Genomic DNA, 25,523 nt, shown 5'->3' on the forward strand with positions numbered 1-25,523 from the left:
TATGTATTCAATGGGTCTGACCTTATACCGGGTATTACTGTAAATTACAATAATTTTTTGTATAGAGTTTTACCCATTTATGTAAAACTATACTGCTGATTAAGTTTATCAACAATTATTGCAATTAGCCATTCGTAAGATGTATGGCTACTCTAAATATTCGTGATAAATAAGATACCCAATTTCTTCAATGCGGTTCAGGAAAATGCCAATCTTCCCTCTTCCCGACGATTAATGTTTACGCCGCTAAGATATTTTAATAAAATAATTGCATTAAAAGATTCGCAGATATATCAATGGACTGGATTACGCTACTGCGATCGCTACAGTCTGATTTTATTCAAAGGTTAACATCCGGTTCTCTGCTTCATTGCGAAACAGAAGCTCAATATAGTGAATTCACTATAATTTCTGGAGAGAGATTAAAAATCCTCCGAGATTTTTGCTGGCTGATGGCGGAAAAATATAAGCGGGTTTCGCCAGTGCGTGACGTGTTTATCAGCTATCTCAAAGGTAAATTGGGTGAAGAGGTTGTCAAAGAACGTTTAGCTGATTTGATTACCGAAGTTGATTATGAAAAACGCTTCGGCGGTGATGGCAAGATTGATTTTACCCTAACTACTAACCCCTCCGTTGGCATTGAAGTCAAATCTCGGCATGGTAGCCTTGATAAAGTCAGATGGTCTGTCAGTTCCGAAGAAGTAGAAAAAAATGCAGTGATAGTCTGCATTTTAATTCAAGAAGAAGTACACGAAGCCCAATCTGAATATCATCTTTTTTTAGCAGGGTTTCTACCAACCCGGATGATTAAACTCAAAACAGGTAGAATCGCCTTTGGGATAGAACAATTATTATATGGCGGTGGTTTGCGTTGCTATTTAGAACAGTATCAAACCAGCATTAATTACAATATATCTCAGCCAGAAAACAATCACAAATCACAAAGTTTATTTTCTGCAAATAATCATCAATTCATTAAGGCTAATCCAGTCATTAATCAAGAGTCAAAATTATTAATATCTCCCCAAGAAATTGATTATCTAAAACTAGGACATAATTGCTTAGTCAAAGGAGAATATACAGATGCGATCGCTCACTACAGCCAAGCCTTAAAATTACATCAAAATGATGCTGAAATTTATTATCAACGAGGGTTGAGTTATTATCATTTAGGAGATTATGCAGAAGCGATCGCTGATTATTCTCAAGCAATAAGAATTAACCTTAATGATTCAAAATTCTACATCAAACGGGGTTTAGCTAATTATCAATTAGGAGACTATACCGCAGCAATTGATGATTATACTCAAGCTATTAGACTCAACCCCAATGTGGCAGTTGCTTATAAAAACCGCGCCGATGCGCGTTCTCATTTAGGAGATAATCAAGGCGCAATTGAAGATTATACGCAAGCACTCAAAATTAATCCTAACTATGCTATAACTTATAAAAACCGTGGGATGTCACGTTATTTTTTAGGATATCAGCAAAGCTTTACTAAAGCCATCAAAATAAATCCCCACGATGCAATTGCTTATAAAAACCGTGGTAATGCTCGTGCGGATATAGGTGATTATGAAGGTGCAATTGATGATTATACTCAAGTAATTACTATTAACCCTCATGATGCCCACGCTTATTACAATCGCGGCAACGCTCGTTATGATTTAGGTGATAATGCCGGAGCTTTTGAAGATTATACTCAGGCTATACAAATTAATCCTAATTACGCTGATGCTTATTATAACCGTGGCAATGTGCAATCAGAAATCGGCGATAAACAAGAAGCAATTGCCGATTTCCAAAAAGCTGTAGAACTTTATCGCAAAGAAGGTAAATTAGATGCGCTTAAAGATGCACGAGCAAGAGTTTTAGATTTGCAAATTGAAGAATCATTAGATATTTTGAATTTCTAAATATATTTAGTAATACCAATTCTGCGTAAAGATGCACTTAATATAAAATAATATAAAAAACCGACCCGCTAAGTAGGCTGAACAGCACAACAAAAAATCTATCTAAATGCGCGGATGGGTAGGTGTACAAAATCGCCCTTGAACAACAATCGCTAGATTCCTTTCAGCACAAGCTTTTACAAGAAATTTTAATTAAAATTATCCGCGCACCTTACTCAGTCTACATTACAGCTATTTTCGTTCAATTAACTTACATTTGCTTGTGTTAAAATTAATCCATCCGCGAAATAGAACCTTGAAAACTAAATACAGATTGGCTTTCCGGCTTCAGCGATTGCAATTCCACTTAATCCCTATTAGGGATTGAAACATACTTTTGGGAAATAAGAGGAGGGGGTGAGGTTCCATTGCAATTCCACTTAATCCCTATTAGGGATTGAAACGTTAAATCCGCTTTTGATTTAGGATTTCCTCAAGATTGCAATTCCACTTAATCCCTATTAGGGATTGAAACCCTTGATGATTTGGACGCGATCTCCTGGCTGAAATTCGTTGAATTGCAATTCCACTTAATCCCTATTAGGGATTGAAACGACCCCAACGCCACCCCAGAGCAAAAGGACGCTGCAATTGCAATTCCACTTAATCCCTATTAGGGATTGAAACTTATTTTTGAAGGCGCTGATTTTGCGCCCACCAATATTGCAATTCCACTTAATCCCTATTAGGGATTGAAACGTGAATGCATTCGGGCAATGGCGTATCAATGTTGATTGCAATTCCACTTAATCCCTATTAGGGATTGAAACTTGTATGAAGGAAAACAACCACCAGCTTTATTTGCATTGCAATTCCACTTAATCCCTATTAGGGATTGAAACATTCTCATGCTTTTGCTCCTTGAGACAAGCGATCGCTCAAATTGCAATTCCACTTAATCCCTATTAGGGATTGAAACTCAATAGAGTAAGTTGTCAACTGACAACTCACTTTAATTGCAATTCCACTTAATCCCTATTAGGGATTGAAACACCTCTACAGGTAATGAATCGCCCCGCCCCAAATTATTGCAATTCCACTTAATCCCTATTAGGGATTGAAACCAATCATGTTCAGAATTGGGATGCAAAAATTCCCATTGCAATTCCACTTAATCCCTATTAGGGATTGAAACAAAATCTGATTGATAACTGCTTTATTGTAGATGAGATTGCAATTCCACTTAATCCCTATTAGGGATTGAAACTAATGCAACTAATCCCAAAGATGCACGCACATTGCAATTCCACTTAATCCCTATTAGGGATTGAAACTAAATATCTCATTTCGCTGGGGTGTATCCCCGCAAATTGCAATTCCACTTAATCCCTATTAGGGATTGAAACTATCTAAAAACTCAAACCTGGGAACCAAGCTATGTTATTGCAATTCCACTTAATCCCTATTAGGGATTGAAACAAACGCCCAGAAAAATAAAGCAATTCCTGCACCTGATCGATTGCAATTCCACTTAATCCCTATTAGGGATTGAAACCCGCATTGGGCAAGGCTCATCAACATCTACCAATATTGCAATTCCACTTAATCCCTATTAGGGATTGAAACATTTAGCTAATAATTGCTTACCTTCAGCAAATTTATTGCAATTCCACTTAATCCCTATTAGGGATTGAAACTGTAATCATTAAAATATCGGCAGACTTATATTTAATTGCAATTCCACTTAATCCCTATTAGGGATTGAAACCCGATGCAAAGGCTGGAAAACTTTTCTGGCTTTGAATTGCAATTCCACTTAATCCCTATTAGGGATTGAAACGAGCATATCAGCCATAACTTAGTTATTACTTTTATTGCAATTCCACTTAATCCCTATTAGGGATTGAAACGTAGTTACCAAGAGAGAACACAAAATTATCTAAATTGCAATTCCACTTAATCCCTATTAGGGATTGAAACTCCACTTCGGTACACCCAAACTACAAGAAAATTTGGCATTATTGAATTAGGGGATGAAATCTCAGAGGATATCTGAAAATTATTAAATATTTCTATTGATCCCCCCTAGCCCCCCTTAAAAAGGGGGGAAATAATTCAAAGTCCCCCTTTTTAAGGGAGATTTAGGGGGATCTACTAGTCTTGAATACAACACTAAAAAGTTTTCAGACATCCTCTCAAATATTCAATTTAACCGAGTGCGATCGCACTCGGTTAAATTGGGTAAAGTACCCAACCTAATATTGCTAAGAAATGGACACAACCCAATCCCTTAAAAGTTGGTTTACCTCATCGGGAATTTCATCATGGGGACAATGACCAGCTTTGAGAAAATATTCAGTTAGTTGAGGATAATATTGGCGAAATTTTTGCGAACGTTCTCGCGCCTTCATCCAAGGATCAGCTTCGCCCCATAATAATAATAAAGGACAAGTTAAGCACTGCAATAGCACATCAACTTTTTCCCCTTGAGGACTGCTAAAAACAGAAACAAACACATCAAAAGCACCAGTATCAAAAGCAGGGCGATAAATATCTTCTACTAATTGGTCTGTAATTGCAGTTTTGTCTAAATAAACTTTTTCTAAAGTGCGGCGAATTACCCAACGCTGTCGCACATATTGAAATATCACAAACCGCGAGAAAGATTGTTTCAAAACCCACTTCACACTATCACCCAATATTTTTTGTAGGTGTGATGGTTTAGGCGGTTGGATTTGTGATTGGATAGGTTCTGGTTCGGCTGTGGGTGGGTTGTCGCTAAAAGGGCCAGCACTATTGAGTAATACTACCCCAGCAACACTCTCAGGATATTGGGCTGCAACACACAAACAGCCATAGCCACCGAGAGAGTTACCCGCTAAGATGGCTTTGCGACCAATCACTTCATTAATAAAATCATGAAGTTGGTCACGCCATAAATCGCCACTATACTGCAATTTGGGTTTAGCCGATCGCCCAAATCCCAGCAAGTCGATCGCAAAAACTTCAAAATCTTGTTCCAATCCATTAATATTCTTCCGCCAGTGGTCTGTGGAAGCGCCAAATCCATGCACCAACAGCAAAGGCGGACGTTGCGGGTGTGACTTTCCCGCACGTACATAGTAAACTTTTTGCCCTCGCCACTGCCAATATTGACCGGGAACTGGATTTGTCGAGGGGGCTGTACTTACCTGCATGATTTTAAGTAATGTTAAGTAGCTCTTAACAATTGTAGAACAAGAAAAGAAAGGGGGTGGGGTGTAAGGGGAATGGCACGCGTGTAAAGCGTAAATCCATAATTTGACTGGGTTTTGGGTGTAAGGGTATAAGGGAAAGAATAAAAACGACCATTACATAGTTACAAATTAGTACTCTGTGTAGGGAAGAACTAATGACAAAGACCAGGACGAGAATAAGGGAAAATAACTATTGACTCTTGACCATTAATCAATGACTAAAGTTACAGGCACTACCAAATTATTGGGTGTAATTGGGCATCCGGTGGAACATTCTCTGTCGCCGGTGATGCACAATGCAGCGTTAGCAGCACTAGGCTTAGATTATATTTATCTACCTTTCCCCATTGCACCAGAGAATTTACAAATAGCGATCGCCGGTTTTGCGGCAATTGGGGTGACAGGTTTTAGTGTCACAATCCCTCATAAACAGGCAATTATGCCTTTACTCTCAGAAATTACACCCGTAGCCCAAGCGATAGGTGCAGTTAATACTGTTACCCGTCAAAATCAGCAATGGGTAGGAACCAACACTGATATTGAGGGATTTATCGACCCATTACAAACAACATATCAGCAAGATTGGAGTCAGAAGATAGCGGTAATTTTAGGTAATGGTGGTGCAGCTAGGGCTGTGGTTGCAGGTTGTTATCAATTAGGTTTTGCCGAAATTCATGTTGTCGGACGCAACGAACAACGATTAAGAGAGTTCCGTGATAGTTGGGGAAGTTCACCTATAGCTGAGAAACTGCAAGTTCATACATGGCATACTCTAGCGAAACTCATTCCCCAAACGCATTTACTAGTGAATACTACACCAATTGGGATGTATCCCAAAGTAGAAGACTCGCCGCTAAGTGCTGCGGAAATGAGTGATCTGCCAGCAGGTGCGATCGCCTATGATTTAATTTATATTCCCCAACCGACAAAATTTCTCCAACAGGCTGAAAAACAAGGCGCAATTGTTATTGATGGCTTAGAAATGCTAGTGCAACAAGGTGCAGCGGCCTTAAAAATTTGGTTACAAACAGACGCTGTACCAGTTGATGTGATGCGCCAAGCACTACGCCAACATTTAGGTTTGTAGGAGGGGATAGGTTACAGGTTACAGGTGATAGGGGACAGGGGACAGGGGATAGCTGATAGGGTTAAAAGTCTTTTAGTATCTAGGTTAGAAAATGTTTTGATTTTCTAATTACACTTTGGCTGTTGCTATAAATATTCAGCACTCAGAACTCAGCACTCAATACTTACTGTTTGACAAGGTTAATGGTAGCTGAACTGTAAACCTTGTCCAACCCTGAGAACTTGTAACTGCGATCGCACCTTGCAGATATTCCACTAGTTTTTTCACCAAAGTCAACCCTAAACCTGTACCGCTATTGAGTACAAATTCGTCTTGCAGAATTTGGTAAGTAGAATCAAAAATGGAGGATTTATCTTGGTTTTGATGTTGAGGCATCCGATAAAATGGTTCAAAGATTTGAGATTGTTCTGTTGCCGAAATTTCTACCCCAAAATTGCTCACGGTGATTTCTACCCAAGGAATTTGAACATCAAATGATTCGTCTTGAAGGTTTGGCGGATGGAAGGTTGTAGTAAGTTGAGCCGCCACGGCAATAACTTTGCCAAAGGGAGTATATTTGCAAGCATTGGTTAATAACTCTGATAAAATCCGAGTCAAGATAGCTAAATCAGTAATGATATTAGGTAAATCTGGGGGAACCTCAACTTGCAAAATTTGCTGCTGAGTTTGAGCAACTTCCTGAAAGCTTTCAGTAATGTGAGGTAGCCAGTCTTGCAACCGAATGGAAGTTAATTCCAAGGGATACATATCTGCATCAACGAAACGCATATTTAATAAATTGTCTACCAAATTTAGCTCGCGTTCGCATTCGTGACGCAAGATATTGATGTAGTGAGCTACGGCATTTAATTCAGGGGGTTTACCTGACTGAATCATCCGCCGCCGATCAAGAATACTTTCCAGCATAGTGATTGCCATTTTAATGTTTGACAACGGCGTACGCATTTCATGAGACGTAGCTGTTAAAAAATCTTCTTTTAACTGATTTAGCCGTTGCAGTTCGATCATTTGAATTTCTAATTGACGGGCGCGTTCATTTGCCAAGTTGCGCTCTTGAGTTAATCTGCGTTGGGTATCATCACGGAATACCAACACTGCACCAGTAACCTTACCTTGGTTGTCGCGCAGAGGTGCAGCGCTATCAGCAACGGGAATAGTTTTTTTATTTTTGGTAATAAGTAAAGTGCGATCGCCCAAATATACAGTTGTTTCTTGTTCTAGGGCTGCATGAATCGGATTTGCTACAGGTAGCTGAGTTTGTTCATCAATAATCTGAAAAACTTGATGTAATATCTCGTCTTGCACTTCTTGTAATTCCCAGCCTGTAAGAGTTTCTGCGACTTGATTCATATACTTGATGTGCAACTGAAGATCAACCACAATCACCCCATCCCCCATACCTCGCAGCACAGTACTCAAAAACTGCTCTCGTTCATAGCGATTCAGCGCCGTTTGAATGGCCACATAGAGTTCTTGCTCCCTAATAGGTTTGAGAATGTAACCAAAAGGAAAGGTGAGTGTTGCCCGTTCTACAGTACTTTGATCAGAGTGTCCCGTAACATAGATAATTGGGATTTGCAAATCATTCCAGATTTGTTCTGCCGCCTGGATACCATCAATTTCGCCGCGCAGTCGGATATCCATTAGAATCAAAGTTGGACGCAGTACGATCGCTTTAGCAATAGCACCTTCTGCTGTATCTGTGATGTCAACAACTGTGTATCCGAGAGATTCTAAACTTTCTTGTAAGTTGATGGCAAGAATATACTCATCTTCAACAACCAAAACTTGAACTGTGTTGTTTTTTTTGGTATCTGAAGAGATGTTCATCATATTCATGCCTTGCTTTTTGTAAAAGTAATTTTAAATTCTGTTCCTTGCTGATGGCTAATCTCCATCGTGCCTCTTAACTGCTTAACTAAGCCTTGTACAAGAATAATACCTAGAGTTTTTGTGTTTTTACTATCAAAATCTTGAGGTAATCCAACTCCATTATCTCGAATAGTCAGTATCAAATTGTCATTTCCTTGTTGCTCTAAGCTAACTATAATTTCTCCTTTACCTTGATCTGTAAAAGCATATTTTAAAGCATTTGAAACTAATTCATTAATAATCAAACCACAAGGAATTGCTGTTTCAATATCCAAGCTGGCATTATTAACTTGGATTTTTAGTTTAATACAGTTGGGAGTGATATTGTAAGAATCAAATAAATGAGTTGTGAGATCTGGGATGTATTGAGCAAAATCAATATTGGCTAAATCTGCGGAACGATAGAGTTTTTCATGAACTAGGGCAATAGAAGCAATGCGATTTTGGCTATCGCGGAGAATTGCTGTTGCTTGAGGGTCTTCTGTGCGACGACACTGCATTTGTAATAAGCTGCTCACAATGCCTAAGTTATTTTTGACCCGATGATGAATTTCTTTTAGTAAAACTTCTTTTTCTTTTAGAGATGCTTTGAGTTGTTCCTGTGCTTGCTTTTTTTCGGTAATGTCTTGGTGAACAGCAACGAAAACTCGTCCGTATTCAGGATGTTCAAACATAGAGGTGGTTGCACTACACCAAAAGGGAGTGCCATCTTTTTTCACATTGTGGACTTCATAACTAGCTTCACCATGTTCTAAAACAGCCGCAGTAATGGTATTGTTCACCTCTTCTGCTTGAGCTTGATCATCTGCGTAATTAACAATTGATATATGTAACTCGGTTAATTCATTGGTTTCATAACCAAACAGTTGCTCAAATTTAGGATTTGCATAGACGATAATTCCATCGTTGGCGCGAACCAAGCAAATACCTTCAGCCATATTGCGAGTAATGACTGCTTGCAGTTCTAGCAATTGTTGAGCGCGTTTTTGTTCTGTGATATTAATACTGCTACCAACAATGCGATAAATACTTAAGTCTTCGTCTCTCAGAGGTGTCAGACTGGTAATCCACCAGGTTTCCTGTCCTTTAAAAGATAAACATTCGTTATAAGTAATGGTTGTACCTGCGGCTAGACAATTTTGATAATGTTGTCTGACTATTACCGCTGCATCTGGTGGAAGAACTTGTTCTGGGGTTTTACCTTGCAACTCATCTGAACGTAAACCCGTTATTTCTTCGTGAGTGTGGTTAAAACCCACATAGCGAAAATCATCATTGACAACATCGACGACGAAAATTGACTGTCCTACGCCATCGTAGATACTGCGTAAAAAATGCTCTTTCTCTTGCAGTGCTTGTTCTGCTTGTTTGCGATCGCTAATATTAAAAGCTACCCCTTGTAGAATTTGGGTTTTTCCATCAGGTGCTAAGACTAAACTCGCTTGATCTTGTACCCAAATGACTTTGTTATCCCTAGTCACCATCCGATACTCAGTGTTGATAGACTCTCCAGTGGCGATACCGGTTTGAACTGCTTGTAAGACACGTAGGTGATCTTGGGGATGTACAAAGTTTGCCCAACTGTTACAGAAGCCTGCTTCCCATTCTTGTGGCGGAACATTGAGTAATGTTTGAATTTGGGGGCTAATGTAGGCAAATTCCAAACTATCGCTGATTGGTGATGTATACACTACTCCCGGAATTTGCTCAACGACAGTACGATATCGCAATTCTGCTTGCTTGAGCTTATCTTGTGCGAGTTTGCGATCGCTAATATCAATAATCACCCCTAACATCCGCATGGGCTGACCTACTTTGTCATAAATCCCCTGTCCTTTGCCTAGTAGCCAGCGAATTTCTCCATTCGGGAGAATCACCCGATATTCAGCTTCAAAATTAGTATGTTCTGTCAAAGCCTGGAAGACAGCCTGTTCAATTCGTTCTAAATCTTCTGGATGGATAGCGTCATTCCATAACTGATATTGGGCTGTAGATTTTTCTGGATCTAAACCCAGCAAGCGATAAATTTGCTCATTCCAGATAACTTCTTGTGTCTGAAGATTCCAATCCCAGATACCGATATGAGTGAATTCTAATGTTAGTCGCTGTTGTTCTTCACTTTTAGCTAAAGCTGCTTCTGTATATTTGCGATCGCTGATATCTGTAATTCTCACCAGATTCATAACTTGATCGGCAATCTTAATTTCTTTAGTTGCGATGTTTCCCCAAAAACTCTTGCCCTGTTTGGTGACGTATTCTATTTCTTGACACCAAAATCCTTGCTGGTTAATTTGGTCAACGATATCAGCTAATTCCTGAGAACTCAACTGTCGTTTTTGTAGGGCGTATCCTTCAATACCAATTAGGTCAGCTTTACATGAGGCGGCAAATAATTCTACTGCCCGATGATTACAGTCTGTAGTTAATAGTGTTTTGGGATCAACTAAAAACAGCGCATCCGTAGATTCATTAAAAATAGCTTCTCGCAAGTCGCGGCTTTTAATAATTTCTAATTCAGTTTGTTTACGCTCTGTAATATCGAGAACGGCTCCAAACAACTTAATTGTTTTTCCTTGAGTATCATAAACTACCTCGGCTCTAAATTCCAAATAGCGGATTGAGTTATCAGGTCTAATAATCCGAAACTCAATATTAAGAGGGGTTGTATCTACAACTGCCTCTAAAAAATGGGCTTGTAAAATTGACCGATCATCTGGGTGAACCATGTGCAAAAATTCAGCTTGAGTTGGTGCTGGTTGAATTGGGTAGAGGCCAAAAATGCGAAAGGTTTCCGCTGACCAAATTTGCTGTTCATTACCCAAATTCCATTCCCAACTACCAACATGGGCAATATGCTGTGCAGCAGTTAGCTGTGCTTCACTACGGCGCAATTTTTCTTCCGCCTGAAGGCGATCGCGCAACGCAACTTGTTGTTCAGTAATATCCCGGCCTTCAGGAATTAACAAAATCACTTCGCCACTTTCGTCTTGAAGTGGACGCAAGGAAAAATCAATGGTTGCTACTCGGTTATTTGCTCCTAAAACATCAACTTCATAGCGGATAAAGTTTCCTTGAGCCGCTGAAGCAATTGCCTGTTTAAGTTGCTCTTGGGTTTCTGGTGAAATTGTCCACCAGTGTGTTTCCCAAAATGGTCGATTAATTACATCTTCAGGCTTAAGTTCTGCAAAATCGAGCGCTGTCTGATTCGCCTCTAACAAAGTTCCATCAATATTCAGTAGTCCGATAAACTGAAATGAATGATTGAAAATTCCTCGAAATCTGCGTTCGCTTGCTTGTAAGGCAAATTCTGCTTGCTTACGATCGGTAATATCTTGAGTAGTACCATAAAGGCGGACTACTTCTCGATTAGCATTTAACTCTGCATAACCAATCCCCTCAATATAGATTTCCTCTTTATCAGATCTGGTCGCACGCAAAACTAGTTTGTAAGATTCACCAGTGGAGATAGTACGCACTACAGCTTGGTTTAATTTTTGCCGATCTTCAGGGTGATATAGTTGTAAATTTTCTTCATAGCTGGGAGCCAACAGATTTGGATCTCGTTGAAAAAGTTCAAACAGTCCTTTTGACCAACTAATTTTCCCAGTAGCCAGATCATAGTCCCAGTTTCCCAGACGAGCCACTCGCTGGGATTCTTCTAACAAAGCTTCATTTTTGCGGAGTATTTCTTCAGTCCGTTTAAATTCGGTCACATCCACTATCAGTCCATCCCAAGCTATGCGACCATCTTCTAACTGACGTGGCGAGGAACGAAAATGACACCATTTAATTTGACCACTGGGTGTGCAGATTCGCAGCTGAACATTAAAAATAGAGAGATGTTGCATTGACTCATTAACAGCTGCCTCCAGTCGGGGCATATCTTCTGGGATAAACTGACGATAGAGTAAGCTTGCATCCCTGAGTGCATCTGCTGCACTAACTTCCATGATTTTTTCAATTCCCGCACTCAGATAGTAAAAGCGATCGCTCCCATCTAATTCCCGAATAACTTTATAAATTGCGCCATTTGGTAAGTTATCTCCAATCCGGCGCAACATGGCTTCTCGCTCTTGCAATGCCAATTCTACTTGTTTGCGGTCTGTAATTTCCCCTAGTGAACCAACCAATCGCACGGCATTTCCTTGCTCATCCCAGATCCCTTTTGCCCGTGATCTAAACCACCCATAACTACCATCTTTGCGGCGTAGTCGGTATTCAAAGTTATAATCTGGGGTTTGTTGTAATAAATAAGCGGTTTGATCTGCGATTACTTGTGCATAATCATCAGGATGTATGCGTTTGCTCCATTCATCATCGTTACTACTCAGTTCATAACGTTCATATCCCAACATCTCAAACCAACGCTCAGACCGGAAAGTTTGATTAGTTGATATGTTCCAATCCCAAATCGCCTCATTCGTACCAGCAATAGCTAAATGCCACCGTTCTTCACTGCACCGCAAGGCGGCTTCTACCTGTTGGCGTTCGTTGATTTCCCTTTCTAGTTCTTGATTAGCAGCCTCCAGTTGTGCCGGACTGGGAAAAGCAAGTGCTTTTGGCATCCAACTTATGAGTTCAAATGCTGTGTACAGTGAGATGAAAGCGGTAATAGCTTTGATAACCCCACTTAGCCAATAGGTAGGATACCAGAGCGTCCAAATTTCCATCAGGTGGGTAGTACCACAGGTAATAATAAATGTGGCAAATAGCAAGAATATCCAGTTAAATGGCAAATCTCGGCGCTGGCGAACAAAATAAAGTAGGGTGAAGGGAATTGAATAATACGCCAGTGCAATTAAACTATCAGATAAAATATGCAGCCCTAGTAAATTTGATTGCCAAAGATAGCAATGACCATGAGGAATAAACTGTTGAGTAGTTAAAAGGATTTTAAAAAAATCCATCATAGATTTGTCTCAAACATAAGCTCCCTAAAAATTACATCTATCCTCAAAATAGGCAATAGGGAATGCTGAGATAAAACTGTTAACAGATTATAGAGGTTGCTGGAAGGTTAATCATCTAGGACTCATATCATGTCCGCTTGATTACTTATAAAAACCGAGGAACCCCACCGCCAAAACTACGTTTTGTCTCTCCTCGCTGTTCACGGCTGTGGTGTACACACAAATGAATGTTCGTTGAGTGCATCTGTCCCGCCTCGGAATGAATTCCGAGTCTCATAGCGCAAGTCATCTCAAGATGACTGAACGAGAAATATATTGCAGTCCAGTTGAGTGGACTTTGGCTATGAGCCTGGAACTTTAGTTCTCGGCGGGATGTGGTTGAACATGAAAATTTTTGACTTGTTAACCCTTAACTCCGCCTATTTAAAATCCCATTGCTGTGGCTACAGCTGTTAGTTCGGCGGGGATGCCTTGCTGAAATTTACTATCACTGTGCTTAATGGCTGTATCGGGATCTTTGAGTCCGTTACCTGTCAGCACACAAACTACTGTTGCACCTGTGGGTACTTGGTCTTTGACTTTTAATAATCCGGCTACAGAAGCGGCGCTGGCTGGTTCACAGAAAATCCCTTCGGATGCAGCCAAAAGCCGATAAGCATCCAGAATTTCGGCATCAGTGACGGCTTGAAAATTTCCTTGACTGGCAGATTGAGCCGCGATCGCTTTGTCCCAACTAGCGGGATTCCCAATGCGAATGGCTGTGGCGATGGTTTCGGGATGGGCGACTGGTTGACCGTTAACTAAGGGCGCTGCACCTGCGGCTTGAAATCCCATCATCTTGGGTAGGCGATCGCATTTACCAGCTTGGTGATATTGACAAAATCCCATCCAATATGCAGAGATATTCCCGGCATTTCCCACAGGGATACATAACCAATCTGGCGCGTTACCCAGTGCATCAACTACTTCAAAGGCTCCGGTTTTTTGCCCTTCTAAGCGGTAGGGATTAACGGAATTTACCAAAGTTATCGGATAGCTCTCGGCCATTTCTCGGACAATTTCTAAGGCGCGGTCAAAATTCCCTTTAATTGCCAGGACTTCGGCTCCATATAATAAAGCTTGTGCTAATTTGCCCAGAGCAACATAACCATCAGGAATCAGCACAAAAGCATCCATTCCCCCACGTTTGGCATAAGCGGCGGCGGCGGCGGAAGTGTTACCTGTACTGGCGCAAATTACTGCTTTGGCACCAGCTTCCTTGGCTTTGGAAATGGCCATTGTCATCCCCCGGTCTTTAAAACTGCCAGTTGGGTTAAGACCGTCGTACTTCACAAATACACTAACTTGTCTGCCAATGCGTTCTGCGATCGCCGGCACCGGAATCAAAGGAGTGTTACCCTCTAACAAGGTAACAACAGGTGTATTGTCACTGACAGGTAAGTACTCACGATAGGCTTCTATCAGTCCGGGCCAAGGTTGGCGATGAGATTTAGCAACAGACAAGCTCACAGTCACAGGTTTTAACAGTTTTTCGCTAAAGATTTATTGGTGATGGATGATCAAAGCTAATATTTAGCTTTCTCTCTCCACAGTTTGCACTTTACTATTCCAGAAAAATATTATCTTTGTTTGGTGTAATTTTTGAGATGATTTTTATTTTGTGCAGATTGTTAGTTTAACATAACCGCTTGCTCACTTGAACAAGCATGGGTGTAAGAGTGTAGGGGTGTCAAGGGACTTAGAAGCATACAGGCTCTTAATTTTTTGTAGCGATCGCCACAGGGGAACATCAGATTATCATCGCCGTCACTTATCACAAAACTCGTAACCCATCAGATGATTTGATGAAAACTATACAATAATTTAACAAACCTTAAACCGACACTACTATAATATTTAATATTGGTGTGAGTTGAGTTGTGTATCTATACTTAGTAAGCAATGTCTACATTATCTAGTGTTTCAGAACGGCAGTCTCAAGCTACTTTAATCAGTGATCTGAACAAGTCGTACTATCAAGCAGATCAGCAAGCTAAGTTGAAAAACCTGGAAGCAGAGGTAGATTCTCTGTTACAGCAATTACAAAACTTGAAAGAGCAAAAGTTAGCGGCGGCTCATCCAGAAGAAGAATAAATTCATTTTCATCAAAAGCGATCGCCTAATATCAGATGTAAATCTGATTGTGACCACAGCGCTAATTTAAAGCGTTGATTTTTATCTAACTAAAATTTAAAACCGTAATTTTTGGCATTGTCTACGAGAAAAGCTAAATACGGCGATCGCTAATGAAAACTCTTTGCGTATTGATGTTTAAAATCTGTATAAATAAAACTTAGCACTATCAAAAACAATTAGGATAGGAGTAAACTACTGATTTTCAGACAAATTCAAGCTGTGTGAGTATGAAACTGCTCACACAGCTTAACTGAGAACTTTCACAACCTATTCTCTAAAAACGGAAAGTTGTGCGAATAGTACCGACATATATAGTGTCGTTATTTCTATTGTGTTCAGGATTAAACAGGACAATAAACCCTGGTGTAATTGAAATATTGCTGTTCACCTGATAACGATACAAAGCTTCTAAATGATAGGAAGTATCGCTATCTTCACGACGCGCACTTGTAGCGGTGAGAGTTTGCGCCCCGTAATCATTACTTGTCACCTTCGGCGGTTGACCAAAAATAATTCCCCCGACATTACCTTTTTTACCTAAGTCGGGAAGTCCTAAAGTAACAGCCCAGTTCCAAATATCTGCCTTATCGCCTCTATTGACAGTGTTGGTAACGGGGTTTCGCCCAGAATTTGTTTCAGCGATCGCCTGAGTATAACCCACCCAACCAGATAAGATGAATTTATCACTCAACTTATAACTACTTTGAATGCCGTAGTGATTAGCTGATGTGGCAATTGGATTTGCAGTTGTCCCAAAAGGATTATTTGCAAAGGTACTTCCTTCAGAACCAGAAACATTCACATCACCAGTTGCAACTCCATTACCATCAACAGCACTAAAGTAAGAGTGAGCGTAAGTTAAAGCCAGCGTCAAGTTTTTATTTGGTTGAAATGCTACCTGTCCTAAAGCACCATAACTACCATCAAACAAACCTCTACCATCAACGGGATTTTCGGCATTTCTCGCTATATAACCACCTGAGAAGGTAATAGCATCACTCAACTTGAAGATAGCACTGATACCAGAACCTCTACCAACCGCCAGTCCAGAGTTACTTGCACGATAAATTGGTGCAAACCGACCAAACCGCGAAATAGCACCAGTTGTTGCAGCTGAGAATAGGGGGTTAACGGTGTTGAAATTATCGAAAAATGAACCGCCAATTGCGTCAACATTCACATTCAACTTATCCCCAACGGGAAAGTTATAAAATAACTTGGCAACTCCAAAACTGTTATCTGGTTCAAGAGTTGTATCCCAAGCCAACCGTGTCATGTTTGTCCCAGACACTTGATTTGTCGCATTAAAAGCTAGAGTATTATTTGCTCTTAATATTAACCGCAAGCGGTCTTGACCAGAAAAACTCGAATCAAATATTATTCGCACTCGGTCAGCCAATATTGTATTGTCTTCCAAGTCGCGCCCACCAGCACTTCTATAGGCGGTGGCTTCTCTGGCGGCTCTATTTCCACCTGGTGTATTATTGATAGTCCGCCACGCATCGGAAGTTAAAGCTTTTTCATCACCATATACACCTCCAAAGGTGACAATTACATCCCCTGATAATTTGGTTGTGGTGGAAAATTGATTGGCTTCTAGTTCGGCGGTACGTGCTTCTAGTGGATCGATTCTACCGCGCAACTCTACTAGACCATCAGCAAATTCTTGTTGCAGTTTTTGTAAGGTTTCCAAGTCTGCTTTTTTTACAGCATCAGCGGTACTAGTGGCAATTAATTCATTAATTTTTTCTAAGCAAGCATTTAACCCAGCGGCAAACTCATAACGCGTCATGGCGCGATTACCACGATATGTACTATCGGGATAACCTGCAATACATCCATATCTCTCAACTAAAGATTGTAGAGCTTGGAATGCCCAGTCTGTAGGTTGCACATCTGATAGCTGGGACACGGATGTAACTTGATTCATTGTATCGGAATTATCATTTTGCTGTGTTAATTCTGATACATTAATATTTTCAGGTTTAACCTCTGTTTGAGCAGTCGGAGTTGGTTGTGTTTGGATTAACTTGATACTTTCTGCCTGTATATTGCTGTTAGCTTCAACCGGATTTGCCAGCACTTTTTTACTTGTAACGACACTAGCAATCAACAATATTGGAGTTATCCATACTGCACTACGTAAAATACTATTCATGCGCCTCACACCTGATATATATTACACAATCAAGTTAGTAAAACTATATACTAACCAAGAAAGTTGGTAAAGCTAATCTATCATAGTTAAGGTGAGTTTAAAAGTTCGCCCGCTTAAGTTGTGTGGAAATGTTAACAACTCAGTCAGGAAAATACTTACCCAGTTACGAGTTTTGCCTTGTAACGTATTGAAGAGACAATTGCGCTAGATGCAAAACTTGTAACATACTACGTTCTAGAATTAGCGCTCGTTGAACTCAGGGTAAGTACAGATAATATTTTACTAGTTCTTTACCAACTTTATTTGTAAAATCCTATATAGTTGGTATTTATTCGGTGACATAGTATAAATATAAAAAAATAGTAAAAAAACTGCGTTGAATTTGATATTGCTAAATTTTAAAAATACTAAATGCTATATTAAACCTGCTAAGAATACTCAATCAGGGAGCAATAGAATATGCAAGTTAGCGCCCGCAATGGCTTAAAAGGGACAGTTAAAAAGGTTGAGGCTGGTAGTGTCAACACTGAAGTAACAATAGATATTGGTAATGGAGTAGAAGTAACTGCCATTATTACTAAATCATCAGCAGAAAACCTCAAACTGTCTGAGGGCAAGGAAGTATATGCAATCATTAAAGCTACTGATGTCATAATTGCTATCGATTAACTAATTAATAATTAGTTAATCGATAGTAAGCAAAGGGCAGTTAAGCTGTCCTTTGCTGTATCGAATTTTCACACTTTTTTTGTAGTAGATAAAAGTTGCGATCGCCAACTTTTAAACAATCTATCTTGCGCTAGTTGATATTAGCTAATTCTCATGCTTGGTTGACAGAATCCATAGCAAATCTAACCATAGCTGAGGATGAGTTCGCTTCAGATGAGACATAGGATCTTTAACTAAGTTGGTAGCATTGAAGCAGACAACTTCAATTAGCCCCAAGTAATGTGCTACTTCTCTGAGGAGATTTTTTTGCGTGAGTACAGCAGCCATCAGTTTGTCAGGACAGTAAATACTGACATATCGTTTATGGAAGTATGTAGGATGCAGATATGTAAACTGGGGATTAATGACTTTCACATAACAGTGGCGAATTACTTCCCATGCACCCGGATGAGTGTGTTCGACAATAGTAGTAAATTGCTGTGCCAAATCTTCTTCGGTAATCATATTGCCTCTAAAATCTTTCATTGCCAGGGATATCTAGATAGTTAGAACTATGGCGCGATCGCCTGATCCCTGTAACAATATTTGTTGGTGTATTTTTCACTAAGGAAATTACCCACCTCAAAAGCATCAAAACCGAAACTAAAAATAAAAACTGTATCAAACGTAGCTTTTTACCAACTTAATTGGTAATTAACTAAAAAATTAACCAACAAATTTTGAAAACTACCAAGCCTCAAAAGCCTGTTATCTCCAGGTTTGATGATTACTACTGCCTGACAAAAGCAGGTAAAACGAACTTAGTGCCAAAATTTTTGATTTTTTCGCAAGTAAACTAGCAAGATGTATGTTATTCTTTCTTTAGAGGGAATCGAAAAGGCAAAGCAAAAATAAAACAAATCTTTTGCAAGGGCAGATACAGGTAAATCCGCTACGGCTTTGTAAAGTTGAGAAAAAAGGAAGCCAATGAAGCAGGATAGTGACCTCCGCAATAACTTGAAGTCAATCAGAACCCGCTTAGGAATGAGCCAGCAAGATTTAGCAAACATCGCTGGTGTCACTCGTCAAACTATTAGTGGTGTAGAGTCGGGACAATATGCTCCTTCTGTTGCCATCACCCTAAAATTAGCGAAAGCACTTGGCTGTCAAGTTGAGGATCTATTCTGGTTAGAGCAGGATTTACCGGAAATTGAAGCCATTCTGGCCAAACCTGTCACGATTAATCAACCTCTGCGCGTCAGCCTAGCCAGAGTTGGCGGACAATGGATAGCTTATCCTTTAGTGGGAAAAGATGCGTTTCGCCAAGATATGACACCTGCTGATGGTGAGACAGTTGCGGTGGACGGGTTCCCCGGCATAAGCAAACTGTTGTTAGCGTCAGCGGTAGCGAGGAACGAGCGTCATCCGGAGGGAGAGGCAGAAAAGCAAATAGGTGCAGATAAAGTCAAAGTCAGGCTTTTAGACGATAATCTCGAAGCACTACATAATACAGTAGTTATTGCTGGCTGTTCACCTGTAATTTCCTTATGGGCAAGGGCTACCGAACGCTGGCATCCACAGTTGCGAGTGCATTTTACCTTTGCTAACAGCATGGCTGCATTACACAGTTTATGCAGAGGTGAAGCGCACATTGCTGGGATGCACCTGTATGATCCGAAAACAGGCGAACATAATGTTCCTTTTGTGCGAGAGGTTTTAGCGGGAAAGTCAGCAGTTGTAATTACCCTAGGTTTATGGGAAGAAGGATTATTAGTGCCATCGGGTAATCCCAAAGACTGGAAAACACTATCCGATTTAGTTGCAGCCAAAGCAACAATTATCAATCGTGAAACTGGCGCTGGTAGCCGGATGCTGTTGGAACGCAAACTACAAGAAGCACAAATACCATTTGATGCAGTCAAAGGATTTGAGCATATTGTTACCAGTCACCAAGATGTTGCCCAAGCTGTCGCATTCGGGTTAGCCGACGCAGGTATTAGTACAGCATCCATCGCTGCAACCTTTGGCTTAGGATTTATCCCACTGCATCAGTCACGCTACGACTTAGTAATTCTCAAGGAATATCTAGAAGAATCACCAATACAACAATTGCTGAGTACCTTGGGACATCGGATGGTTCACTCGCAATTAGAGGTTCTCGGTGGCTACGACATTAGCAAAATTGGGGAAGTTGTAGCAACTGTTTAGGCTGGGGAATAGGGAAATAGGGAGTAAGTAGGAAGGGTAAAATTTCCTACTACCTTACGGGAAGATGCTAAAAGCGTCTACACACTTCAGAATTTACACTTCACACTTCAATATGTACTGGATTTTCACAGTTGTGGGAGTAGAGCGATCGCCTCCAACGACGTTCTACTTACCATGCGAACACTTCACATCGCAGACCCACAACAATTCACCAATTACTAGGAAACTACATCATCATGTCCGACGAAAAAATTAGACAAATAGCCTTTTACGGTAAAGGTGGCATTGGTAAATCTACCACCTCCCAAAATACCCTTGCGGCAATGGCAGAAGTTGGTCAACGCATCTTAATTGTCGGATGTGACCCCAAAGCTGACTCTACCCGCTTGATTCTCCACACTAAAGCTCAAACAACCGTTCTGCACTTAGCTGCTGAACGTGGTGCAGTCGAAGATCTTGAACTTGAAGAAGTTGTGATTGAAGGTTTTCGGGGGATTAGGTGTGTGGAATCTGGAGGCCCTGAACCCGGCGTAGGTTGCGCTGGACGAGGTATTATCACCGCGATTAACTTTTTGGAAGAAAACGGCGCTTACAGTAACGTAGATTTCGTATCTTATGACGTACTCGGTGACGTTGTATGTGGTGGTTTCGCCATGCCAATTCGGGAAGGGAAAGCCCAAGAAATCTATATTGTTACCTCTGGTGAAATGATGGCGATGTTTGCAGCTAATAACATCGCTCGTGGTGTTCTGAAATATGCACACACTGGCGGTGTGCGCTTGGGTGGCCTAATTTGTAACAGCCGCAAAACAGACCGAGAAGATGAACTGATTACCACCCTAGCATCCCGATTAAGCACCCAGATGATTCACTTTGTACCGCGTGACAACATCGTGCAACACGCTGAATTGCGTCGGATGACGGTTAACGAGTATGCACCTGACAGCAATCAAGCGTCGGAATATCGCACATTAGCGGACAAGATTATCAACAATAAAAATCTTGCCATTCCTACACCCATCGAAATGGATGAGCTAGAAGATTTGTTGATTGAGTTCGGTATTCTTGAAAGTGAAGAAAATGCTGCAAAAATGATTGCCGCTGCTAATGCCCAAGAAGAAGCTGCTAAAAAGCAAGAAGATGCTCAAGGCGAAGCATTAGAAGCACTCAAACAAGGCAATGTTGAAGTTGTTTCTGGTAGTGACAAAAACTAAAGTTTGTTAGTTACCTCATCAGCATTGGGTGGGCGAAAATAGCCCACTCTATCCTCAAGATTCTATCAATATTTGGAGGTATTCTCATAGCTGAACTATTGTTTCGGATGTTTTCGCTTTACCGTTCTTACCGTAACCTTTTCAGATTTTTAATGCGGAATTAGTATTTTATTTTTTCTCTTTCTCTACTTGGTTGGTTGTTTATTTCCAAGGGAATGGGAAAAATAACTTTCCCATTCTTTTTTTATCTCGCTTCTAGACACACAGATGAGATGAGTTTTTTAGATTCAATTCCCAAATACTACCTGCTAATCACGAGCTATGAAAACTAATCAAGAAAATACCAACAGACATCCTCATAATTCAATGCCAGACAATGAAGATAGATTTGGGATGGAAGTACCTTCAGCTTTAGATGTTCATGAAGATTGTGCTTTTGATGGAGCAATGTTAACTCTTGTACCTATTGTTGATGCTGCACATTTAATTCATGGGCCAAGTGGGTGCATGAGTAATTATTGGGGAAATCACAGCAATCTTGCATCTGATTCTAGACTCAACAAAGTTCGCTTTACCACTGATATGGAGGAAAGCGATATTATTTTTGGCGGTGCTAATAAATTACAAAAAGCTATTGTCCAGTTAGTTAGACGCTACCAACCTAGTGCTGTATTTGTCTATTCTACTTGTGTTTCTGCTCTGATTGGTGATGACATTCATGGAGCTTGTAACGATGCTCATGCACAAACAGGAATACCAATTATCCCTGTAGATTCTCCTGGTTTTGTTGGACGCAAAAATTTAGGAATTCGTCTGGCTGGGGAAACTTTAATAGAACAGGTAATTGGCACAGCCGAACCAGAATTTATTACACCTTATGACATCAATATTATTAGTGAATATAATATCGCCAGTGCAGTTAATCATATCTTGCCGTTGCTAGAAAAATTAGGTATCAGAGTTTTAGCCAAAATTACAGGTGATACTCATTACAAAGAAATTTGTTATGCCCATCGGGCTAAACTTAATGTCGTAATTTCGGCAAAAGTGATGTTGAAATTTGCTAAAAAAATGCAGGATAAATTTGATATACCATATATTGAAACATCATTGTATGGTGTGGAAGAGATTAATCAACTTTTGAGAAATGTTGCTACCAAGCTGGGTAATAATGAACTTAGAGAACGCACAGAAAAATTAATTGCCGAAGAGATTGATAATTTATCTGAAAAACTCACATTCTATAAATCCAAACTTGCAGGTAAAACTGTAATTATTGATATGACTGATTTCCCTGTATGGGAGATGATTTCGTCTGCTAAGTCTTTAGGGATGAATGTGATTCCGATTAGTAGTAGAAGATTGAATCAAGAAGATAAAAATAGACTGAAACAATGGCTTGATAGAGATGACATAGTTTTAGTAAATGACCAAATCGCCGAGATTATGTTGATAATTAATGAAAATCAAGCTGATCTATTCATAGCAAGCAATGGCTTCAATTCTCTCGCCTGTCAATCCCACATTCCTTTCCTCAACATTAATCCAGAACGGCATTATGTTTACGCTGGTTATGTAGGGGTGTTAGCAGCCGCACAAGAATTGTACGCAACTATTTACAGTCCCATTTGGTCACAAGTACACAAATCTGCACCGTGGGAAGAGGTTGAATGATATTACCTGTTGGGATGAATCCTCATCAATAAACTTGCACCAAAGTTGAATTATGGCAATTGTTAGTATTACCAGTACATCAGTTACAGTTAATCCTCTGAAACAAAGTCAAGCAATTGGCGCAATTTTAGCATTCTTAGGCTTGATAGGAATGTTGCCTTTATTGCATGGTTCACCTGGTTGTAGTGCTTTTACTAAATCTCCTCTCGTACAGCATTTGCATACGGCAATTCCCCTTTCTAGTACGGCGATGACAGAAGTCTCGACTATTTTGGGTGGTGAGGAGAAGGTTGAAGAGGCAATTTTACAGATGGTGCAGAGATATCAACCAGAAATTGTCGGTTTATGTACCACTGGATTGACGGAGACTAGAGGTGATGATCTGCGGCGTTTGACTAAAGATATTCGCCAACGTTACCCAGAATTGAATGATTTACCAATTGTCTTAGTTTCTACGCCAGATTTTAAAGGGACTTTGCAAGATGGTTTCGCCGCCGCGGTGGAAAGCATCGTTAAGGAAATTCCCCAAAATAGTGACGGCTGTTGTCTTCAGCAAGTTGTAGTGTTGGCGAGTTCTGCGTTTACACCCGCCGATGTCGAACAGGTACAAGAAATAATTGCGGCTTTTGGTTTGCAGGCGATCGCAATTCCTGATCTTTCTGGTTTACTAGATAGTCAGTGGGATCGTGACTATAACGGCATCACAGCCAGCGGTACAACTTTGGCACAATTACAACAAATAGGTCATTCTGTCTTCACTTTAGCTTTGGGTGCAAGTATGCGCGGTGCTGCCAAAATTTTAGAACAGCGTTTTGACATTCCTTATGAAATATTTAATGAATTAACCGGATTAGATGCAACGGACAGATTTCTGCAAGCATTGGCAGATATTAGCGGTAATACTGTCCCAGAAAAATATCGTCGCCAACGCCGTCAATTACAAGATTTGATGCTGCATACTCACACTTACTTTGGTGGTAAGCGAGTTTCTGTCGCACTCGAACCAGACTTGCTTTTGTCTATGGTGACTTTTTTACAGTCTATGGGTGTGCATATTCATGCAGCTGTCACAACAACACGTTCTCCGGTGCTGGAAAAACTGGCGATTCCTTGTGTTACTATTGGTGACTTAGAAGATTTTGAGCAGATGGCAGTTGGTTCTGACTTGCTGATTGCTAATTCTTGTGCGGTTGCGATCGCGCAACGCCTGAATATCCCCCTTTATCGTCAAGGAATCCCAATTTTTGACCGCTTAGGCCATGCTTTCTCTACTAAAGTTGGCTACCAAGGTACTATGCAGCTTTTATTAGATATCGGTAACTTATTTTTGACGTGTTAATCATCTTGCAAGTTCTAGATATTTACCAACTAATTTGGTAAAAAGACATAATTGATACAATTTGGGTGTTCACTTTGGGCTTTGATGCTTATTAGGCACTATTAAATACCTGTTCCTACTATACCAACCAAAACTAGTCAGCAAGGTGAAAAATTGGCATAGGCGCAAAATTAAGCCTTTCACTTCAATTAATCCTATTAGGTCAAGAAAAACAATTGCAAAAGCAGCTGGCTTGGCTAAAAAACCTCATCCTTACTGGAATTGGACACCATCAATTGGAGTCGATTCCTTCCTGACGTGGTTTGAAGTCATTGGCTACACCGTAGAACTAGAAGCAGATATCGCCGCTGGTAGACATCAGAAAGAACGCAACAATGAGACTGAAGTGATTTTAAAAGATAGGCTGCGTCGCGCTTTAATGCGGATTAATCCTACAATATCATCAGAGGCACTCCAAGAAACTGTTCGTCAGTTGACAGCTTTACCAAATACTAACCTGATTGAAAACAACCTCCACTTTCATCAATTATTAACTCAAGGGATTGATATTACATACTCCATTAACCATCAAATATTTACCGAAAAAGTATGCCTCATAGACCCATCTAATTTACTCAACAATGATTGGTTATTAATTCATCCATTTACTATTGTTGCAGGCAAACATAGTCACCAACTAGATGCGGTTATTTTTATTAATGGCTTACCTTTAGCCGTTTTTTGTAATCAACCCCAGCAAATAGCACATATATTTAAAGAAGCTCAAGAAACATTACAAAAATATATTCAAAATCTTCCCCAATTATTTTTGTATAATGTCTTTCTCGTAATTTCTAATGGTAATCGAGCCAGCATTGGTACATTAACCTGTAACTCAAAAGAGTTTTTACCTTGGCGCACAATAGATGGTGAAGACTTTCCCCATCTACAAGCAACAGAAATAGATGTGCTAATCCAGAGTATCTTTGACAAGCGGCGCTTTCTAGAATTAATCAAACATTTTATAGTGTTTGAACCCAATGGCATCAGCCTCAGTAAAAAGTTACTTCGTTATCATTTCTGTACTGTGCCATAGGCTACTAACTTACCAACAAATTTAGTTTTATA

The 25,523-nt window shown here is 40.2% G+C and carries 16 protein-coding genes and 1 CRISPR repeat array; of the genes, 9 read left to right on the forward strand and 7 right to left on the reverse strand.

Annotated elements, in window-relative coordinates:
- Nucleotides 1-296 precede the first annotated feature (296 nt).
- Nucleotides 297-1,916: a tetratricopeptide repeat protein gene (locus IQ244_RS04035; protein ID WP_193890046.1), complete on the forward strand. Its 1,620-nt coding sequence runs from the start codon at nt 297-299 to the stop codon at nt 1,914-1,916.
- Nucleotides 1,917-2,249: 333 nt separating this feature from the next.
- A CRISPR array of direct repeats spans nt 2,250-3,875; the repeat unit is 37 nt; unit sequence ATTGCAATTCCACTTAATCCCTATTAGGGATTGAAAC.
- 284 nt (nt 3,876-4,159) lie between these two features.
- On the opposite strand, the gene IQ244_RS04040 is transcribed toward IQ244_RS04035, so the two are convergent.
- A complete protein-coding gene (locus IQ244_RS04040) occupies nt 4,160-5,092 on the reverse strand; it encodes an alpha/beta fold hydrolase (protein WP_193890047.1) in 933 nt (310 codons plus the stop codon).
- Nucleotides 5,093-5,345: 253 nt separating this feature from the next.
- Between IQ244_RS04040 and IQ244_RS04045 the strand changes: the two genes are divergently transcribed.
- On the forward strand, nt 5,346-6,218 hold the full coding sequence (locus IQ244_RS04045) for a shikimate dehydrogenase (RefSeq protein ID WP_193890048.1): 873 nt from the start codon (nt 5,346-5,348) through the stop codon (nt 6,216-6,218).
- Between the two features lie 156 nt (nt 6,219-6,374).
- On the opposite strand, the gene IQ244_RS04050 is transcribed toward IQ244_RS04045, so the two are convergent.
- The 4 genes from IQ244_RS04050 to thrC all read right to left on the reverse strand — a co-directional run bounded on the left by IQ244_RS04050 (nt 6,375) and on the right by thrC (nt 14,515).
- Nucleotides 6,375-8,051, reverse strand: coding sequence for a response regulator (locus IQ244_RS04050; RefSeq protein WP_193890049.1), 1,677 nt, complete (start codon nt 8,049-8,051; stop codon nt 6,375-6,377).
- 2 nt (nt 8,052-8,053) lie between these two features.
- Nucleotides 8,054-13,000, reverse strand: coding sequence for a PAS domain-containing protein (locus IQ244_RS04055; protein WP_193890055.1), 4,947 nt, complete (start codon nt 12,998-13,000; stop codon nt 8,054-8,056).
- 145 nt (nt 13,001-13,145) lie between these two features.
- The gene (locus IQ244_RS32920; protein ID WP_265578899.1) at nt 13,146-13,277 is read right to left on the reverse strand and encodes a hypothetical protein; all 132 of its coding nucleotides are present in this window, start codon (nt 13,275-13,277) and stop codon (nt 13,146-13,148) included.
- 146 nt (nt 13,278-13,423) lie between these two features.
- Nucleotides 13,424-14,515: a threonine synthase gene (gene thrC / locus IQ244_RS04060; protein ID WP_193890057.1), complete on the reverse strand. Its 1,092-nt coding sequence runs from the start codon at nt 14,513-14,515 to the stop codon at nt 13,424-13,426.
- A 426-nt stretch (nt 14,516-14,941) separates the two neighbouring features.
- Between thrC and IQ244_RS04065 the strand changes: the two genes are divergently transcribed.
- The gene (locus tag IQ244_RS04065) at nt 14,942-15,133 is read left to right on the forward strand and encodes a hypothetical protein (RefSeq protein WP_096576031.1); all 192 of its coding nucleotides are present in this window, start codon (nt 14,942-14,944) and stop codon (nt 15,131-15,133) included.
- A 316-nt stretch (nt 15,134-15,449) separates the two neighbouring features.
- Here the strand turns inward: IQ244_RS04065 and IQ244_RS04070 are convergent, their stop codons facing one another.
- Nucleotides 15,450-17,333, reverse strand: a complete 1,884-nt coding sequence (locus tag IQ244_RS04070) for an iron uptake porin (RefSeq protein ID WP_193890059.1) — start codon at nt 17,331-17,333, stop codon at nt 15,450-15,452.
- A 459-nt stretch (nt 17,334-17,792) separates the two neighbouring features.
- On the opposite strand from IQ244_RS04070, the gene IQ244_RS04075 reads away from it, so the two are divergent.
- The gene (locus IQ244_RS04075; protein WP_193890061.1) at nt 17,793-18,002 is read left to right on the forward strand and encodes a TOBE domain-containing protein; all 210 of its coding nucleotides are present in this window, start codon (nt 17,793-17,795) and stop codon (nt 18,000-18,002) included.
- A gap of 144 nt (nt 18,003-18,146) precedes the next feature.
- Here the strand turns inward: IQ244_RS04075 and IQ244_RS04080 are convergent, their stop codons facing one another.
- Complete coding sequence (locus IQ244_RS04080) at nt 18,147-18,527, reverse strand: hypothetical protein (RefSeq protein WP_228058731.1); 381 nt, start codon at nt 18,525-18,527, stop codon at nt 18,147-18,149.
- Nucleotides 18,528-18,968: 441 nt separating this feature from the next.
- Here IQ244_RS04080 and IQ244_RS04085 point away from each other — a divergent pair, with 441 nt between their 5' ends.
- The 5 genes from IQ244_RS04085 to IQ244_RS04105 all read left to right on the forward strand — a co-directional run bounded on the left by IQ244_RS04085 (nt 18,969) and on the right by IQ244_RS04105 (nt 25,491).
- A complete protein-coding gene (locus tag IQ244_RS04085) occupies nt 18,969-20,189 on the forward strand; it encodes a substrate-binding domain-containing protein (protein WP_193890063.1) in 1,221 nt (406 codons plus the stop codon).
- A gap of 236 nt (nt 20,190-20,425) precedes the next feature.
- A complete protein-coding gene (gene nifH / locus IQ244_RS04090; protein ID WP_193890065.1) occupies nt 20,426-21,403 on the forward strand; it encodes a nitrogenase iron protein in 978 nt (325 codons plus the stop codon).
- Nucleotides 21,404-21,724: 321 nt separating this feature from the next.
- The gene (locus IQ244_RS04095) at nt 21,725-23,077 is read left to right on the forward strand and encodes a nitrogenase component 1 (RefSeq protein ID WP_193890067.1); all 1,353 of its coding nucleotides are present in this window, start codon (nt 21,725-21,727) and stop codon (nt 23,075-23,077) included.
- A gap of 52 nt (nt 23,078-23,129) precedes the next feature.
- Nucleotides 23,130-24,416 carry a nitrogenase iron-molybdenum cofactor biosynthesis protein NifN gene (nifN, locus tag IQ244_RS04100; protein ID WP_193890069.1) on the forward strand — a complete coding sequence of 429 codons (1,287 nt, stop codon included), beginning with the start codon at nt 23,130-23,132 and terminating at the stop codon, nt 24,414-24,416.
- A gap of 232 nt (nt 24,417-24,648) precedes the next feature.
- The gene (locus IQ244_RS04105; protein WP_193890071.1) at nt 24,649-25,491 is read left to right on the forward strand and encodes a type I restriction endonuclease; all 843 of its coding nucleotides are present in this window, start codon (nt 24,649-24,651) and stop codon (nt 25,489-25,491) included.
- Nucleotides 25,492-25,523 lie beyond the last annotated feature (32 nt).

The sequence above is a fragment of the Nostoc sp. LEGE 06077 genome (assembly GCF_015207705.1).
Classification (GTDB): domain Bacteria; phylum Cyanobacteriota; class Cyanobacteriia; order Cyanobacteriales; family Nostocaceae; genus Nostoc_B.

Bases quoted from the DNA above. Each gene is read 5' to 3' on its own strand.
- IQ244_RS04035 (WP_193890046.1), top strand. From the start codon at position 297: ATGGACTGGATTACGCTACTGCGATCGCTACAGTCTGATTTTATTCAA.
- IQ244_RS04040 (WP_193890047.1), bottom strand. From the start codon at position 5,092: ATGCAGGTAAGTACAGCCCCCTCGACAAATCCAGTTCCCGGTCAATAT.
- IQ244_RS04045 (WP_193890048.1), top strand. From the start codon at position 5,346: ATGACTAAAGTTACAGGCACTACCAAATTATTGGGTGTAATTGGGCAT.
- IQ244_RS04050 (WP_193890049.1), bottom strand. From the start codon at position 8,051: ATGATGAACATCTCTTCAGATACCAAAAAAAACAACACAGTTCAAGTT.
- IQ244_RS04055 (WP_193890055.1), bottom strand. From the start codon at position 13,000: ATGATGGATTTTTTTAAAATCCTTTTAACTACTCAACAGTTTATTCCT.
- IQ244_RS32920 (WP_265578899.1), bottom strand. From the start codon at position 13,277: ATGAGACTCGGAATTCATTCCGAGGCGGGACAGATGCACTCAACGAAC.
- IQ244_RS04065 (WP_096576031.1), top strand. From the start codon at position 14,942: ATGTCTACATTATCTAGTGTTTCAGAACGGCAGTCTCAAGCTACTTTA.
- IQ244_RS04070 (WP_193890059.1), bottom strand. From the start codon at position 17,333: ATGAATAGTATTTTACGTAGTGCAGTATGGATAACTCCAATATTGTTG.
- IQ244_RS04075 (WP_193890061.1), top strand. From the start codon at position 17,793: ATGCAAGTTAGCGCCCGCAATGGCTTAAAAGGGACAGTTAAAAAGGTT.
- IQ244_RS04080 (WP_228058731.1), bottom strand. From the start codon at position 18,527: ATGAAAGATTTTAGAGGCAATATGATTACCGAAGAAGATTTGGCACAG.
- IQ244_RS04085 (WP_193890063.1), top strand. From the start codon at position 18,969: ATGAAGCAGGATAGTGACCTCCGCAATAACTTGAAGTCAATCAGAACC.
- nifH (WP_193890065.1), top strand. From the start codon at position 20,426: ATGTCCGACGAAAAAATTAGACAAATAGCCTTTTACGGTAAAGGTGGC.
- IQ244_RS04095 (WP_193890067.1), top strand. From the start codon at position 21,725: ATGAAAACTAATCAAGAAAATACCAACAGACATCCTCATAATTCAATG.
- nifN (WP_193890069.1), top strand. From the start codon at position 23,130: ATGGCAATTGTTAGTATTACCAGTACATCAGTTACAGTTAATCCTCTG.